A 16029-nucleotide genomic window follows, 5' to 3' on the forward strand; every position below is an offset into this window, starting at 1 on the left:
TGATGAAAACCGAGTGGAAATGACGCTCGGTTTTTATTTTACGAGGAAAAACTGGTAAGCATGTTAGTAGGTATACAAGCATGAAAGATAGAATAAGTTGATATAAGTGTTTGTATCATACTTGCGTTTATTATCTATTAGCGTATGATGAAATATATATGTTTAAAAGGATGTGTGACGAAATGAGATGGATTGTATCACTTCTTGTAAATAGCGTTGTGTTAATCGCTGTATCGGGACTTTTAAAAGGGATTGCACCAGATGCATTTTACGTAGCAAATATACAAACTGCAATTATTGCTAGTATTATATTGGCGGTTTTAAATGTGTTCGTAAAGCCGTTTTTAATTTTAATTACGCTACCAATTACTGTTGTAACTTTCGGCTTCTTCTTAATTGTTATTAATGCGATTACGTTAAAAATGGCAGATTCATTATTAGGAGATGCTTTTAATATATCAGGATTTGGTGTAGCGATTGTTGCGGCAATTTGTATTTCAATTTTTAATATGATAATTGAAAAGGCAATTGTTGAACCTCTATATGAAAAAAAGAGAAAGTGACAAAAAGAAAAACATTTCATTATTCGTATGAAATGTTTTTTTTTATTTATTAGAAACCGTATTTCTTGTTTCCAGAAAAAAATGGTACAATATCCGATAGAATGGAATTTTACATCAAACGAGACTGAACCCGCAGCGGAGTGGAGGTTTATACATATGCCGAAAGTAAGGACAAAAGATTTAATTGAACAATTTCAATTGGAGTTAATCAGTGGTGAAGAAGGCATTCATCGTCCGATTGATACAAGTGATTTATCACGACCGGGAATTGAAATGGCAGGATTTTTTACATATTATCCAGCAGATCGTGTGCAGCTTCTTGGAAAGACGGAGCTTACGTTCTTTGACACGTTAACGTCAGAGCAAAAACAAGAGAGAATGAAAGCGCTTTGTACTGAGGAGACGCCATGTATTATTGTAACTCGTAATCAAGATGTACCAGATGAGTTATTACAAGCATCACGTGAATCAGGTATGCCTTTATTACGTTCTTCTCAAACGACAACTAGATTATCAAGTCGTTTAACAAACTATTTAGAAGGTAAGTTAGCACCAACAACTGCTGTTCATGGTGTGTTAGTAGATATTTACGGTGTTGGTGTTTTAATTACAGGTCAAAGTGGTGTTGGTAAAAGTGAGACAGCTCTTGAGCTTGTAAAGCGTGGTCACCGTCTTGTTGCGGATGATAGTGTAGAAATTCGTCAAGAAGATGAAGACATGTTAGTCGGAAGCTCACCAGATTTAATCGAGCATTTATTAGAAATTCGTGGTCTAGGTATTATTAACGTTATGACGTTATTCGGTGCAGGGGCAGTACGAAATTACAAGCGTATTACACTTGTTATTAATCTTGAAATTTGGGATCAAAAGAAAAATTACGATCGCTTAGGTCTTGATGAAGAGAAAATGAAAATTATTGATACAGAGCTTACGAAGATTACACTTCCAGTTCGTCCTGGTCGAAACTTGGCTGTTATTATTGAAGTAGCAGCGATGAACTTCCGTTTAAAACGTATGGGAGTCAATGCAGCACAGCAGTTCTCTGAACGATTAATGAGTGCAATTGAGTTAGGAAATCAGGAGTAAACTTTGGAGAGGGAGGTCATATACATATGCTGTTAGCTTCTGTACCACAGCTTGACCGTGTAGCTATCCAACTTGGGCCGTTTCCTGTGTATTGGTACGGGATTATTATCGGTACAGGTGTGCTATTAGGTCTTTGGCTGGCAACTCGCGAGGGAGAAAGGCTAGGTATTCCAAAAGATACATTTGTTGACCTTGTATTAATTGCAGTACCGATCGCTATTCTTTTTGCGAGAATGTACTATGTTATTTTTGAATGGGAATATTACGCACAAAATCCGAGTCAAATTATTAATATTCGTCAAGGTGGTTTGGCGATTCATGGTGGTTTAATCGGGGCTGTTATTACAGGTGTTCTTTTTGCGAAACGACGCGGACTTTCTTTCTGGAAGTTGGCTGATATTGCTGCACCAAGTATTTTACTAGGACAAGCAATTGGCCGATGGGGAAACTTTATGAACCAAGAGGCGCATGGTGATGAAGTAACGAGACAGTTTTTAGAAGGTCTTCATTTACCGGATTTTATTATTAATCAAATGTATATTGAGGGTGTGTACTATCATCCGACGTTTTTATATGAATCATTATGGAATTTTGCAGGCGTAATTTTACTACTTGCATTAAGAAAAGTGAATTTACGTCGCGGGGAATTATTCTTCACATATTTAATTTGGTATTCAGTAGGACGCTTCTTCGTAGAAGGCTTACGTACAGATAGTTTAATGCTAGGACCACTTCGTATTGCACAAGTAATGTCAATTGGACTTGTTGTTATTTCTATTATTTTCATTATTGTGAGACGAAAAATGGGGCAAGCTGATAAAAGATATTTAGAAAATTAGAGACAAGTAGCATCTTATTATAAGATGCTGCTTCTTTCATATTCAGGAAGGCGAAAGGACTAAGTCGATGAGAATAAATACAGTTTTATTTGATTTAGATGGAACTTTAATTAATACAAACGAACTTATTATTTCTTCTTTTTTACATACTTTAAATACATATTATCCAAATCAATATAAGCGTGAAGATGTGTTGCCATTTATCGGTCCATCTTTGCATGATACTTTCAGTAAGATTGATGAAAGTAAGGTTGAAGAGATGATTACAAGTTATCGCGAATTTAACCATGATCATCATGATGAATTAGTAGAAGAATATGAAACTGTATATGAAACAGTTCGAGAGTTGAAGAAGCAAGGTTATAAAGTTGGTATTGTTACAACGAAAGCGAGACAAACCGTTGAGATGGGATTACAGTTGTCAAAGCTTGATGAATTTTTTGATGTTGTCGTGACAATTGATGATGTAGAGCATGTGAAACCACATCCAGAGCCCCTTCAAAAAGCGCTTGAATTATTAGATGCAAAACCAGAAGAAGCATTGATGGTTGGGGATAATCATCATGATATTGTCGGTGGTCAAAATGCGGGGACGAAAACAGCTGCGGTTTCATGGACGTTGAAAGGTAGAGCGTATTTAGAGGCTTGCAAGCCGGACTTTATGCTAGATAAAATGAGTGATTTGCTACCGATTTTGTCTAATATGAACCGTTCATAAAGGTCCAAGTAAGTTAGTAGAGGAGCGAGCTAAGTGCGACGGACAACGCGCTATCCTGTTTCAGGAGAAAATTCATTATGGAATGTGTATAAAACAGTGTCTTTTTGGAAGGTAATGAAAAACTTTATTATTATCCAAATTGCACGTTACACGCCATTTTTATCTGTGAAGAATTGGTTGTACCGCACTTTTTTACGGATGAAAGTAGGAAAGAAAACATCATTTGCGCTTATGGTAATGCCGGATATTATGTTCCCAGAAAAGATAACTGTGGGAGAGAATTCGATTATTGGCTATAACACAACGCTTTTAGCACATGAATATTTAATTCGTGAATATCGACTTGGGGAAATCGTCATTGGAAATGAAGTGATGATTGGAGCGAATGTAACAATATTACCAGGTGTGAAAATTGGAGACGGTGCGACTGTCTCAGCTGGCACACTTGTTCATAGAGATGTACCGAGCGGTGCTTTCGTAGGTGGAAATCCAATGCGTATTATTTATACGAAAGAGCAAATGACCGCCAGAGAAGGTTCATGGTGAAAATGTAACATTTCTCCTCTTTTTTTATGAATAAAAAGGAAATAATTGAGTATAATATACTGTTTTGTTTTTTACGGAATCGTTTATACTTATAGATAGAAGAATGTGTGAACGAAGAAAACAAAAAACTGGAGGATATATGGGGAAAAATCAAAGGATATATAAGGAGAACGGACAAGTTATCTCTTTTAATCAATTAGCGGACTTCTTTTATAAAAAAGGGATGAGAGCTTACAAAGGACAAAAATTGCAAGATGCAATTAAATATTTTCGAAGAGCGGCACAAAGTGAGAAGGAGCCGTTTATTTTATGTCAATTAGCAACAGTATTATCTGAGGCTGGTGAATATCAAGAGTCGAATCAAACCTTCTTAAAGTTAGTTAGATCTAATCCTGAACTTGAACAGTGCTATTATTTTATTGCAAATAATTATGCATATATGGGGTTATTTCAACAGGCGAAGAAATATGCGGATCGCTATTTAGAAGTTGCAAAAGAGAAGGAATTCGTAGAAGATACATTAGAACTTCTAGAGATTATGGAAGAAGAAGCAATGGGTGCGGAAGAGATTGAAGATGAAGATGATTTAATTGTTATGCAGGAAGAAGCGAATCGTTATATTCGTAATGGACAATTAGAAGAAGCAATTGCTACATTAGAAATTGTTACGAAAGATTATCCGGAATTTTGGTCAGGTTATAATAATTTAGCCATTGCACATTTTCAATCGGGTAATGTAGACAAAGCGCTGAAGTTAACAGAAATGATTTTAGAGAAAAATCCTGGTAATATACATGCGCTTTGTAATACACTTATTTTTCTATATTCAATTGGAGAGCATAAACAAGTAGAAGCATTAGCGGGACAGCTAGTTTCAGTATATCCAATTTCATTTGAACATCGTTTGAAACTGGGAACTACACTTGCAACAATTGGTTATTTCGAGCATGCATATAAATGGTTCAAACTATTAAAGCGTCAAGGATATGAGGGAGACGTTAGTTTTTATTATTGGTTTGCATATTCTGCTTATATGGTGAAAGATCAGCAACTAGCTGAAAAAATGTGGCAATATGTCGTGGAATTGCATCCTGATAAAAAGGGAAAAGAACCGTGGAATGCGCTGAATTTAGCAGATGAAGGACAAAACGTGTTATTTGAAGAATTACGAAAATCATTTCAGCAAAGTGCGACGCTAGAAGAACAAATGCTAGCTTTATATTTAATGAATGAATTGTCAACGCCGGAGAAGGTGGGATTCTTCTTTGATATAACGCAAGCGAAGAACGGTGTTCCCATCGTATCACAACTTGCAAAGTACTTCTTTTTACTTAATAGTCATAAGAGTATTCCAGCTGATTTACAGCAATTTGAGCAGTGCGCGAGAATCGCGGATGCATTATACAATTATACGAAAAAAGATGATGAATTAATTGAAGAGTGTTTACACTTTTGGTTTTGTACGTTCATACGTTTATATACATCTGGAGACATATTTACAAATGTGTACGGCTGGTCAGCTGCGATTGAATACATTGTACGCGGCGAACAAGGAAATAAAATGACACAGTCGGAGCTTGGAGATGTATATAATGTATCTGTAGCGACTGTCCGAAAGTATGTGCAAGCTGTTAAGCGTACGCACACATAAGATAAGCAAATCATTGGGAAAAAAATGATGCTAACAGTATAATGAGGGTAACTTAATTGTGTAGGAATGGATAGGAGTGAATAGTGTGTCAGAAGAAAAAATTTATGATGTCGTTATTATTGGTGCAGGACCAGCTGGTATGACAGCTGCAGTATATACATCTCGTGCAAATTTAAGCACATTAATGCTTGAGCGTGGTATTCCAGGTGGCCAAATGGCAAACACGGAAGATGTAGAAAACTACCCAGGTTATGAGTCTATTTTAGGACCAGATTTATCAAATAAAATGTTCGAGCATGCGAAGAAATTTGGTGCTGAATATGCATACGGTGATGTGAAAGAAGTCATCGATGGTAAGGAATACAAAACAATTATTGCTGGTAAAAAAGAATATAAAGCACGTGCAATTATCGTTGCAAGCGGTGCAGAGTATAAAAAAATTGGTGTACCGGGTGAAACAGAACTTGGTGGCCGCGGTGTATCATATTGTGCAGTATGTGACGGAGCATTCTTTAAAGGAAAAGAACTTATCGTAATTGGCGGCGGAGATTCTGCTGTTGAAGAGGGTGTGTTCTTAACGCGCTTCGCATCAAAAGTAACGATCGTTCACCGTCGTGACACGCTTCGTGCACAGAAAATTTTACAAGACCGTGCTTTCCAAAACGAAAAAGTAGATTTCATTTGGAACCACACGATAAAAGAAATCAACGAAGCAAGTGGTAAAGTAGGAAGTGTAACACTTGTGGACGTAAATAGTGGAGAAGAGAAAGAAGTCAAAACTGACGGCGTATTCGTATACATCGGTATGTTACCTTTATCAAAACCATTTGTTGAACTAGGTATTACAAATGAAAATGGTTACCTTGAAACGAACGAGCGTATGGAAACGAAAATTCCTGGTATTTTCGCAGCTGGTGATGTTCGTGAAAAAATGCTTCGTCAAATTGTAACTGCAACAGGTGACGGTAGTATTGCAGCGCAAAGTGCACAACATTACGTAGAAGAATTATTAGAGGAATTAAAAACTGTATCAGAAAAATAAGGGATAATATACCTTGTGAGAAGAAAGCTACCGACAGGAGCTTTCTTCTTTTTTGTGTGAAAATGTCAAAGTTTTGTCAAAAAATATAAGGATTATAAGCTTTCTTATTGATATACTGGACTTTACGGGAAAAATCACTATAAGAAATGAGGAATTTATTCAGTATGGAATGGCGTAATATATATCGTGGATTTTGTATGGGCGTTAGTGATTTAATTCCTGGTGTGAGCGGCGGTACAATCGCTGTTGTGTTAGGGATTTATGAACAATTGCTTGCGGCAATTAGTGGATTCTTTAGTCGTGAATGGAAAAAACATTTAGGATTTTTAATTCCACTTGCAGCTGGTGTGGCAGCGGCATTTTTAACGTTAAGTCACGTTATTAAATATTTACTTGCAAATCATTATGAACCGACTCAATTTTTCTTCCTCGGTTTAATTATTAGTATATTACCGATGTTAATGAGGGAAGCTGATGCAAAGTCGTCGTTTAAAGGTAAGCACATCGTTTTATTAATAGTTGCAGCAATTCTTGTTGCGATTACAGCTTTCTTTAAACCAGATAAGGCAGCAGATCCAATTACGACGTTAACAATTTTAAATGCAATTGGTTTATTTTTCGCAGGATGGATGGCTAGTATGGCCATGCTGCTTCCTGGAATTAGTGGATCGTTTATTTTATTAATTATTGGTGTGTATCCAACAGCAATTAACGCTTTAACTACACTTAACTTACCTTTAATCGTGGTTATCGGTGCTGGTGTTATGGTTGGATTTGTTGTAAGTAGTAAAGGCATTAGTTTTTTATTAGATCGTTATAAAAGTATGACATTTGCGGCAATTATTGGACTTGTAATCGGTTCGATTGTAATTGTATTCCCTGGGATTCCGACTGGCGGATTTTCAATTATAAGTTCAATTATTACCTTTATTTTAGGATTTGCGATTGTTACTTATTTCGGTAAGAAATAAGTACTTTAATCCCCTTGGCGATAAAAATCGTTAAGGGGATTTTTCATGCTATTCATTCAAAGTATAAGCATTTACATTGCTTGTTATAGAAAGCTTTTTTAAAATTGCTGAGTAGCATATGCTTAGCGAAAGAGGACTGGCTCCTTCGTTGTAGCAAACTGTTTTTGATAGTATAATGAAAGAAGTATGCAGTGAGAAATTTTACTGCAAGTAGCTGAGGTGAAGAAACATGCAAAGAGTGACAAACTGTGTGTTAATTAGAGATAATGAAGTACTCTTACTCCAAAAACCTCGCCGAAATTGGTGGGTTGCACCAGGCGGGAAAATGGAGCGTGGTGAGACTGTAAGAGATTCCGTTGTTCGCGAGTATCGTGAAGAAACAGGTATTTATTTGAAAAACCCAGCGTTAAAGGGGGTCTTCACCTTTGTCATCCAAGAAGGTGATAAAGTTGTTTCTGAATGGATGATGTTCTCCTTTTTAGCGACAGATTTTGCAGGAGAAAACAAACTAGAGAGCGAAGAAGGCATCATTGGTTGGCATACATTTGATAAAATTGATGATTTAGCAATGGCGCCAGGAGATTATCACATTATTGATTATTTAATTAAAGGAAATGGCATAATCTACGGTACATTTGTATATACCCCAGATTTTGAGTTGCTTTCATATCGATTAGATCCGAGTTAAACCGTCAAGGAGAGGATACAATGACAGAGAATAATGATATAAAAATGGTAATTATTACAGGGATGTCTGGAGCTGGAAAAACAGTAGCTTTACAAAGTTTTGAAGATTTAGGATATTTTTGTGTGGATAATTTACCACCGATGTTATTGCCAAAGTTTATTGAGCTTATGGCGGATTCAAAAGGGAAAATGAATAAAGTGGCACTTGGTATTGATTTACGTGGCCGCGAGTTTTTCGAACATTTATGGGGAGCACTTGATGATTTATCAGAACGTACATGGATTATTCCTCATATTTTATTTTTAGATGCGAAAGATAGTACGCTTGTAACTCGTTATAAAGAAACGAGACGTTCGCATCCACTTGCACCAACTGGTTTGCCGTTAAAGGGAATCGAAGCAGAGCGTAATTTATTAACAGATATGAAGGCACGAGCGAATATTGTGCTTGATACATCGGATTTAAAACCGAAAGAATTACGTGAAAAAATTGTTCACTTGTTCTCAACAGAAACTGAGCAAGCATTTCGTGTAAATGTTATGTCATTTGGATTTAAGTACGGTATTCCAATTGATGCAGATTTAGTATTTGATGTTCGTTTTTTACCAAATCCATATTACATTCCACACATGAAGCCATTAACAGGACTAGATGAAGAAGTTTCTTCGTATGTACTGAAATTTAATGAGACACATAAGTTTTTAGAGAAGTTGACGGATCTGATTACTTTCATGCTGCCTCATTATAAAAGAGAAGGCAAAAGTCAACTTGTAATTGCAATTGGATGTACAGGTGGACAGCATCGTTCTGTTACGCTTACAGAATACCTTGGGAAACATTTGAAACCAGAGTATAGTGTTCATGTATCTCATCGTGATGTGGAGAAGAGAAAGGGCCATTAAGGGATGAAAAAAGAGAGAAAGCCTAAAATTGTCATCATGGGAGGCGGAACTGGACTCTCTGTTTTATTAAGGGGATTAAAGCAATATCCTGTTGATATTACAGCAGTTGTTACAATTGCTGATGATGGTGGCAGTTCGGGTAGATTACGTGATGAGCTAGAAATTCCACCTCCAGGTGACATCCGTAACGTACTTGTTGCGTTATCGGATGTAGAGCCACTGGTGGAAGCTTTATTTCAGCACCGTTTCACAACAGGAGACGGACTGAAAGGTCATGCGTTAGGAAATCTATTGTTGGCAGGTATGACCTCGATTACAGGAGACTTTTTCCATGCAATTACAGAAACAAGTAAAGTATTAAATGTCAGAGGACGTGTATTACCAGCAGCGAATCAAAGTGCGGTACTTCATGCGGAACTTGAAGATGGGGAAATTGTAACAGGTGAATCAAAGATTCCTTATTACGGAAAGAAGATTAATCGTGTCTTTTTAACTCCAGAAGATGTAGAGCCATTGCATGAAACGTTGGCTGAGATTAAACGAGCTGATTTACTTGTTTTCGGTCCTGGAAGTTTGTATACGAGTATATTGCCCAATTTAGTTGTTAACAAAATTGGAGACGCTGTTCTTGCTGCAAAGGCGAAGAAGGTATATGTATGTAACGTTATGACACAAGCGGGTGAAACGATGGGATATACTGCTTTTGATCATGTGCAGGCGTTACACGATCATTTAGGGCAACCATTTATCAATACTGCAATTGTAAATAACCGTGAGATTCCTTGTGAATTACGCAAGTCATATGAGGAAGAAATGTCTACACCAGTTGTAGTGGATGAAGAACGTTTTGTTGAAAATAATATTGATGTTATTCAAGAGGGATTAGCGAAGTATGATGATCATGTTGTAAGGCATGATACGTTAAAGTTAGCGTCCATTTTATATTCATTGTTATAAATATGCGTTGCCTCGTTTGAGGTAGCGCTCCTCATTCATATAGGACAAGAATTTTGTTCCATAATAATCGTATAAGGAGGTGTTGACTGTGTCATTTGCATCAGAAACAAAGAAAGAGTTGACGAATCTTGAGATGAAGGAATGCTGTGAGAAAGCAGAATTATCAGCGTTACTTCGAATGAACGGGTCGCTTTCTTTTTCAAACCGTCGTCTATCTATCGATATTCAAACGGAAAATGCGGCAATTGCAAGAAGGATTTATACGCTTTTGAAAAAAGGATATGACGTGACGGTAGAATTGCTTGTCCGTAAAAAAATGCGCTTGAAGAAAAATAATGTATATATTGTGCGGCTTGTTGAGAAGTCTCGCGAAATATTAGCTGATCTTCATATCGTTCGAGATGACTTTTCATTTATTCGAAATATATCACAAGAATTGATTGAGAAGAAATGTTGTAAACGATCGTACTTACGTGGCGCATTTTTAGCAGGTGGTTCAGTAAATAACCCAGAAACATCATCTTATCATTTAGAAATCTTTTCGTTATATAAGGAACATAATGATGCTATATGTGAACTGATGAACGGATTTGATTTAAATAGTAAGACGTTGGAAAGAAGAAAAGGGTACATTACGTATTTGAAAGAAGCAGAAAAAATTACAGAGTTTTTAAATATTATAGGTGCTCATAATGCACTTTTAAGATTTGAAGATATTCGAATCGTACGTGATATGCGTAATTCTGTAAATCGTTTAGTGAACTGCGAAACAGCTAATTTAAATAAAACAATTGGTGCAGCACTAAGACAGATTGAAAATATTCGTTATATTGATGAGACAGTTGGTCTTGATATTTTGCCGGATAAATTACAAGAGATTGCACAATTACGAAGAGATTATCAAGATGTAACATTGAAAGAGTTAGGTGAGATGGTATCCGGGGGGAAGATTAGTAAGTCGGGTATTAATCATCGTTTGCGTAAAATCGATGAAATCGCAGAGAAATTACGCGCGGGGGAAACGTTAGTAAAAAAATAAGAGGTTAAAGGGGAAATGGAGCTGTGGTTCAAAAACGAGTTCAGGTTTCATTAAAAAACGGTTTACAAGCACGTCCGGCTGCGTTGTTTGTACAAGAGGCAAATCGCTTTCATGCAGATATCTTCATCGAGAAAGATGGAAAGACAGTAAATGCAAAGAGCATAATGGGGATTATGAGCTTAGCAATTGGAACTGGAAGCATGATAACAATTACAACAGAAGGTTCAGATGCAGAAGAGGCTTTAGAAGCATTAGCTGCATATGTACAATAAAAAGCTATCGCGTATATGCGATAGCTTTTTGTTTTTGCGGTTTACTTAAAGGGAGTTTTCGGGATAGGGGGTATGTAGGTGGTTTGTCCTTGTCGTAGATTGTCGGTAAATCGATATGTTGTGTCGAACCGTTGATATATTAAAAAAATCGTTGATATAATTTAAGTTTTGTTCGATATAATTGAAAAATCGTTGATATATTTAGATGAATACCAGGGTGGGTATCCAGAAGGAGGTGCATGATAATAAAAAAGCGCCCTGTAATAGGGCGCTTTTTTATGTATCTAGCTCCAGCGGCTAGAATCTCCGGTCGCTTCGCCCCTTCATTCGAGGCAAAAAGCGCCTCGGAATCAGGGACTCCATCGCCCTGCGATTCTGAACGAGCCGCTTCCGCTTTTAGTTATTAACGATTTGTAAAGATCTTATCGATTAAACCGTATTCTAAAGCTTTTTCTGCTGTCATGAAGTTGTCGCGGTCTGTGTCGCGTTGTAGTACTTCAAGTGGTTGACCAGTGCGGTCAGCAAGAATTTGGTTTAGTTTTTCACGTAAGAATAGGATACGTTTTGCAGCGATTTCGATTTCAGTCGCTTGACCTTGTGCTCCACCAAGTGGTTGGTGAATCATTACTTCACTGTTTGGAAGTGCATAACGTTTTCCTTTTTCACCTGCTGCAAGTAAGAATGCACCCATAGATGCAGCCATACCGATACAGATTGTTGATACTTGTGGTTTAATAAACTGCATTGTATCATAGATTGCCATACCCGCTGTGATAGAACCACCAGGGCTGTTGATGTAGATGTGAATATCTTTTTCTGGATCTTGAGATTCCAAGAATAAAAGCTGGGAAACGATTGAGTTAGCTACGTTGTCATCAATTGCACTACCAAGCATAATGATGCGGTCTTTTAATAGTCGAGAGTAAATATCGTAAGCGCGTTCTCCACGATTTGTTTGTTCAATTACTGTAGGAATTAAATTCATCTGTTATTTCCTCCTTATAAAGCTTTCTTAGTCTTATAATACAATTATGGTCAATAAAGGTCAAACGAAACCACTTTAAATCAAAAAAATATGTAGTTGTACCATGAAATATTCGCTATGTTTTCGAAATTCCCTGCTTATGTATCTTCAACATCATAACCGAATTACATAAATTTAAACGTTACGAAAACTGGAGAAAAAAGAAAAGAACGCCTTTTAACTGAAGCGTTCTTTCGATAATTAGTCTTTTAAAAGATAGGTTACTTTATTTAAAATCTTTTCGATTTGTTTCGCGTTTTTACTATACATTTCGCTTGCTGATTTCGACTTTGTTTCTAGGGAAAATAGTTCAAGATCAGCATGACATTTTTTTAAAGATGCTAATAATAAAGGTTTATTTTGAGGAGAAGGCATTTGGAGTTTGTCATTGTAAATGTCGATAGTAAGTTGTCCGTATGAATCCACTTGACCGAGGAAGACATTTTCAATAACAACACCGATTTTTTCTAATTCTGAATGTAGCCAAGCGCGGTTATGTCCGCTTGCTGAAAGAGGTTCATCTAGTACATTTCCATCCATAATAACAGTTTGTGGTTCTTTCTCGTTTGGTACTTTTAAACCGATGTCTTTTGCTGTAAGTGGCTGAGAATCTTTCTTTAATAATACATTTAATTCTCCGCTCGGTTCTAAGACAGCAAATTCGACTTCAGCTACGCTGAACGCACTTTTTCCACGGAGAAGTTCCAGTAATTCGTCACTCGTATATTTTTCTTTCTTTAAATTATCTTCGAGTATCTTTCCGTCTTTTATTAATACGGTAGATTTTCCTTCAAAGAAGTCCCGAGCTGTTTTGTTCTTTAAAGAGAGGATTCCTGTTAAAAAAGGTACCACAGCGAAAATGAGTATCGCAAAGACGCCGTGAAAAAATTTTGAATCGAGCCCTGTAGATACTTGGGCAGCGATGTCACCAATCGTCATTCCGGCTATGTATTCAAAAAAGGAAAGCTGAGAGATTTGTCTTTTCCCTAACCATTTCGTAATAGCGAATAAAATAATTAATATGAATACAGAGCGAAGAATGACAAGTGTCCATTCCGGCAGGTGAGACATAGTCGTTTCCTCCAGTCTACTTAAAACCCTTTATATTGAGGTTCTTCACGTTCTAATACTGAAATTCTATCCTTTAAATCAGCGATGACGCTGTCCATTTCTAACATACATTCATGAAATACGCGTTTTGATTCTTCGTCTTGTGAATTTAATGAAAGGGAGCTTAAACTTGCTTGAGCGCCCCTTACACTAGCAAGGCAAGTTTTTACGCTAGCGATAACAGTCATATAAACACCTCTTATCCTTTCGGTTTGAATAATAATGCTCCAATGAAGCCGAAAATAATAGCTGCTGATACACCGGCGCTCGTTACTTTAAACATGCCGGTAATAACGCCAACGATGCCATGTTTTGCAGCTTCTTCCATTGCGCCATGAACGAGGGCATTACCAAAGCTTGTAATAGGTACAGTTGCCCCGGCTCCAGCGAAATCAATTAATGGCTCATACAAATTAAATCCATCTAATATAGCTCCAGCAACAACGAGTGTTGCCATTGTATGAGCGGGTGTTAGTTTGCCGACATCAAACATAAGTTGGCCGATTACACATATGAGTCCGCCAATGACGAAAGCCCAGAAAAAAATCATTGCGTTGCACCTCCAAATTCAATCGAAACGGCATGAGCGATACACGGAATCGTTTCTTCTTGTTGGAATGTAAGTGGAGATAGTAAAGCGCCTGTCGCAACGACAAGTATTTTTTTGAACTCTCCTCTTTTCATTCGGTTTAATAAATGACCGTAAACGACTGTTGCGGAACATCCAGGCCCGCTAGCACCAGCTATGACAGGTTGTCCTTCTCTGTAAATGATAATTCCGCAATCTTGAAATTGTTCGCTCGTTACTTTCGTTCCGTGTTTATGTAGTAAGTCATAAGCAATTTCGCGTCCTACATGTCCGAGATCGCCTGTTACGATTAAATCGTAGTAAGAGGCATCAATTTGGCGTTCACGTAAATGGGCTTCAATTGTATCAACTGCAGCTGGAGCCATTGCGCCTCCCATATTAAACGGATCCGTTAATCCCATATCAATCACTCGTCCGATTGTTGCAGAGGTTACTCTTGGACCGTGTCCAGTATCGCTTAAAATAGCGGCTCCTGCTCCGGTTACTGTCCACTGTGCAGTAGGCGGCTTTTGTCCGCCGTATTCGGTAGGGTAGCGGAATTGTTTTTCTACAGCAGTATTATGGCTTGAAGCTCCAGTTAATAAATATTTTGCACCTTTTGCATTTACGATACTTGCCCCAAGTGCTAAACCTTCCATAGAAGTAGAGCAAGCCCCGAATAGTCCGAGATAAGGAGTGCCAAGTGTGCGGCAAGCAAAGCTTGTTGGAGTGATTTGATTAATTAAATCTCCTGCGAGTACGAATTGAATATCGTCTTTACGAAGTTCTGCTTTTTCAGTAGCGCGGCTACAAGCTTCTTCGAATAAAATTTTATGTGCTTTTTCATAGGAATCTTGTCCAAGCCATAAATCTTCATGAAGGATATCGAAGTCTTCTGGGATGTTCCCCTTTGCTTCAAATGGTCCACCGACAACCCCTGTTGAGATAATGACTGGTTTGTTTTCAAATACCCACGTTCGGTGTCCTTGTAACATTTATAGCCCTCCCCATTGAACGAGAATAGTTTTAATAAGTGCGATGACGAAAGCGGAAAATACACCAAATAAAATAACAGAACCAGCTAGTTTAAACATATTGCCGCCAACGCCAAGGACAAATCCTTCCGTTCGATGCTCAATACATGCGGCAATAACAGAGTTACCAAATCCAGTAACAGGTACAGCTGTGCCAGCACCAGCAAACTGCCCAAAACGATCGTATATACCAAATCCAGTTAGTAACATAGAAATGAAAATAAGAGTTGCGACTGTCGGATTTCCTGCTGAGCGTTCAGTGAAATCAAAATATGTGATATAAAAAGTAGAAATGAGTTGTCCGATGAAGCAAATAAAACCACCGACGAAAAAGGCTTTTATACAATTTTTTAAGACAGGTCTTTTCGGTTCGCGTTCTTGTTCGAATTTTTTATACTCCTGTTGTACAGGGGTTAAGTTTTTATCTTTACTAGACATTGCAATCCTTCCTTTTCTTTTAAAAAGCGTTAAGTGTTAGACTCCATTTTTTTACCAATGAATTTTAATTGTTTATTAATTTCATCTTTAGATACTTCTTTTTCCTTAATTTTTCTTTCGAGTTTTTCGAGTAACATAAAGATTTTTTTATCTGTACTGACACGAACATCGAAAGTAGGATGCTCATCACTTAGCTGCTTTTGAAGCTTTTTACGAAGAGGTTTTAATCCAAACCTTTCGTGATGCTCGGGTGTAACTGCTATGTAGAGATCTAAATTTGAATTCACTGCTGTGCTTTTTATAATTTCATCCATAGCGAGAGCTCTTTTCTTCGCTCCTTGTGATATAGATTGATTAAAGGATTCCGTACTCGTCTTTGTTAACTTTGGACCTTTTTCTTTCTCCGTTCGTTTTGCTTCTTCTTTCACTTTTTTATCTAAAGGACTATTATCACATCCGGTAAAAGAGCTAAATAGAAGTGCAAATAATGCGGTTATGAGGCCGAGTTTTCGCATAATTATCATTCCATTTCTATTACAATATGTAATGTGATAGAAAAAGGATGACTGCATATCATCCTT

General features: G+C 37.3%; 20 protein-coding genes. 13 read left to right on the plus strand and 7 right to left on the minus strand.

Translation table 11 applies throughout. The features are described 5' to 3' along the window. Nucleotides 1-182 precede the first annotated feature (182 nt). From MR112_RS10865 to MR112_RS10925, 13 genes are all read left to right on the plus strand, one after another. The gene (locus MR112_RS10865) at nucleotides 183-563 is read left to right on the plus strand and encodes a phage holin family protein (protein ID WP_001267313.1); all 381 of its coding nucleotides are present in this window, start codon (nucleotides 183-185) and stop codon (nucleotides 561-563) included. A gap of 156 nt (nucleotides 564-719) precedes the next feature. Next, the gene (gene hprK / locus MR112_RS10870; RefSeq protein WP_001127250.1) at nucleotides 720-1649 is read left to right on the plus strand and encodes an HPr(Ser) kinase/phosphatase; all 930 of its coding nucleotides are present in this window, start codon (nucleotides 720-722) and stop codon (nucleotides 1647-1649) included. A 26-nt stretch (nucleotides 1650-1675) separates the two neighbouring features. Then, nucleotides 1676-2488, plus strand: a complete 813-nt coding sequence (gene lgt / locus MR112_RS10875) for a prolipoprotein diacylglyceryl transferase (RefSeq protein ID WP_000922849.1) — start codon at nucleotides 1676-1678, stop codon at nucleotides 2486-2488. Nucleotides 2489-2555: 67 nt separating this feature from the next. After that, on the plus strand, nucleotides 2556-3206 hold the full coding sequence (gene ppaX / locus MR112_RS10880; RefSeq protein WP_242244951.1) for a pyrophosphatase PpaX: 651 nt from the start codon (nucleotides 2556-2558) through the stop codon (nucleotides 3204-3206). Between the two features lie 33 nt (nucleotides 3207-3239). Next, a complete protein-coding gene (locus MR112_RS10885; protein ID WP_001255070.1) occupies nucleotides 3240-3752 on the plus strand; it encodes an acyltransferase in 513 nt (170 codons plus the stop codon). 139 nt (nucleotides 3753-3891) lie between these two features. Further along, entirely contained in the window at nucleotides 3892-5403 is a 1512-nt protein-coding gene (locus MR112_RS10890; protein ID WP_063246360.1) for a tetratricopeptide repeat protein, read from the plus strand. Nucleotides 5404-5488: 85 nt separating this feature from the next. After that, complete coding sequence (trxB, locus tag MR112_RS10895; protein ID WP_001288078.1) at nucleotides 5489-6445, plus strand: thioredoxin-disulfide reductase; 957 nt, start codon at nucleotides 5489-5491, stop codon at nucleotides 6443-6445. Nucleotides 6446-6609: 164 nt separating this feature from the next. Continuing rightward, nucleotides 6610-7416 (plus strand): DUF368 domain-containing protein, encoded by an 807-nt coding sequence (locus tag MR112_RS10900; protein ID WP_000455196.1) that lies wholly within the window; start codon nucleotides 6610-6612, stop codon nucleotides 7414-7416. Between the two features lie 229 nt (nucleotides 7417-7645). Continuing rightward, the gene (locus MR112_RS10905; RefSeq protein WP_001190080.1) at nucleotides 7646-8104 is read left to right on the plus strand and encodes an NUDIX hydrolase; all 459 of its coding nucleotides are present in this window, start codon (nucleotides 7646-7648) and stop codon (nucleotides 8102-8104) included. Between the two features lie 20 nt (nucleotides 8105-8124). Next, nucleotides 8125-9006: an RNase adapter RapZ gene (rapZ, locus tag MR112_RS10910; protein WP_000138459.1), complete on the plus strand. Its 882-nt coding sequence runs from the start codon at nucleotides 8125-8127 to the stop codon at nucleotides 9004-9006. Between the two features lie 3 nt (nucleotides 9007-9009). Next, nucleotides 9010-9963 (plus strand): gluconeogenesis factor YvcK family protein, encoded by a 954-nt coding sequence (locus tag MR112_RS10915; RefSeq protein WP_000712188.1) that lies wholly within the window; start codon nucleotides 9010-9012, stop codon nucleotides 9961-9963. Between the two features lie 88 nt (nucleotides 9964-10051). After that, nucleotides 10052-11002, plus strand: a complete 951-nt coding sequence (whiA, locus tag MR112_RS10920; protein WP_000006558.1) for a DNA-binding protein WhiA — start codon at nucleotides 10052-10054, stop codon at nucleotides 11000-11002. Nucleotides 11003-11025: 23 nt separating this feature from the next. Next, on the plus strand, nucleotides 11026-11274 hold the full coding sequence (locus MR112_RS10925) for an HPr family phosphocarrier protein (RefSeq protein ID WP_000250307.1): 249 nt from the start codon (nucleotides 11026-11028) through the stop codon (nucleotides 11272-11274). Nucleotides 11275-11677: 403 nt separating this feature from the next. Here MR112_RS10925 and clpP read toward each other — a convergent pair whose 3' ends face one another. The 7 genes from clpP to MR112_RS10960 all read right to left on the minus strand — a co-directional run bounded on the left by clpP (nucleotide 11678) and on the right by MR112_RS10960 (nucleotide 15963). After that, nucleotides 11678-12259, minus strand: coding sequence for an ATP-dependent Clp endopeptidase proteolytic subunit ClpP (clpP, locus tag MR112_RS10930; protein WP_001049162.1), 582 nt, complete (start codon nucleotides 12257-12259; stop codon nucleotides 11678-11680). Between the two features lie 240 nt (nucleotides 12260-12499). Beyond that, nucleotides 12500-13369, minus strand: a complete 870-nt coding sequence (locus MR112_RS10935; protein ID WP_000018922.1) for a DUF421 domain-containing protein — start codon at nucleotides 13367-13369, stop codon at nucleotides 12500-12502. Between the two features lie 20 nt (nucleotides 13370-13389). After that, nucleotides 13390-13596 (minus strand): DUF1657 domain-containing protein, encoded by a 207-nt coding sequence (locus tag MR112_RS10940; RefSeq protein ID WP_000215909.1) that lies wholly within the window; start codon nucleotides 13594-13596, stop codon nucleotides 13390-13392. Between the two features lie 11 nt (nucleotides 13597-13607). After that, nucleotides 13608-13958, minus strand: coding sequence for a stage V sporulation protein AE (gene spoVAE, locus MR112_RS10945; protein ID WP_000575919.1), 351 nt, complete (start codon nucleotides 13956-13958; stop codon nucleotides 13608-13610). After that, the gene (gene spoVAD, locus MR112_RS10950) at nucleotides 13955-14971 is read right to left on the minus strand and encodes a stage V sporulation protein AD (protein ID WP_000938970.1); all 1017 of its coding nucleotides are present in this window, start codon (nucleotides 14969-14971) and stop codon (nucleotides 13955-13957) included. The genes spoVAE and spoVAD overlap by 4 nt, the downstream gene beginning before the upstream one ends. After that, nucleotides 14972-15448 (minus strand): stage V sporulation protein AC, encoded by a 477-nt coding sequence (gene spoVAC, locus MR112_RS10955; protein ID WP_000095399.1) that lies wholly within the window; start codon nucleotides 15446-15448, stop codon nucleotides 14972-14974. Between the two features lie 29 nt (nucleotides 15449-15477). Then, nucleotides 15478-15963, minus strand: coding sequence for a YhcN/YlaJ family sporulation lipoprotein (locus MR112_RS10960; RefSeq protein WP_001228545.1), 486 nt, complete (start codon nucleotides 15961-15963; stop codon nucleotides 15478-15480). Between the last annotated feature and the right edge of the window lie 66 nt (nucleotides 15964-16029).

This window comes from Bacillus cereus group sp. BfR-BA-01330 (assembly GCF_022663885.1).
GTDB classification, from domain to species: Bacteria; Bacillota; Bacilli; order Bacillales; family Bacillaceae_G; genus Bacillus_A; species Bacillus_A cereus.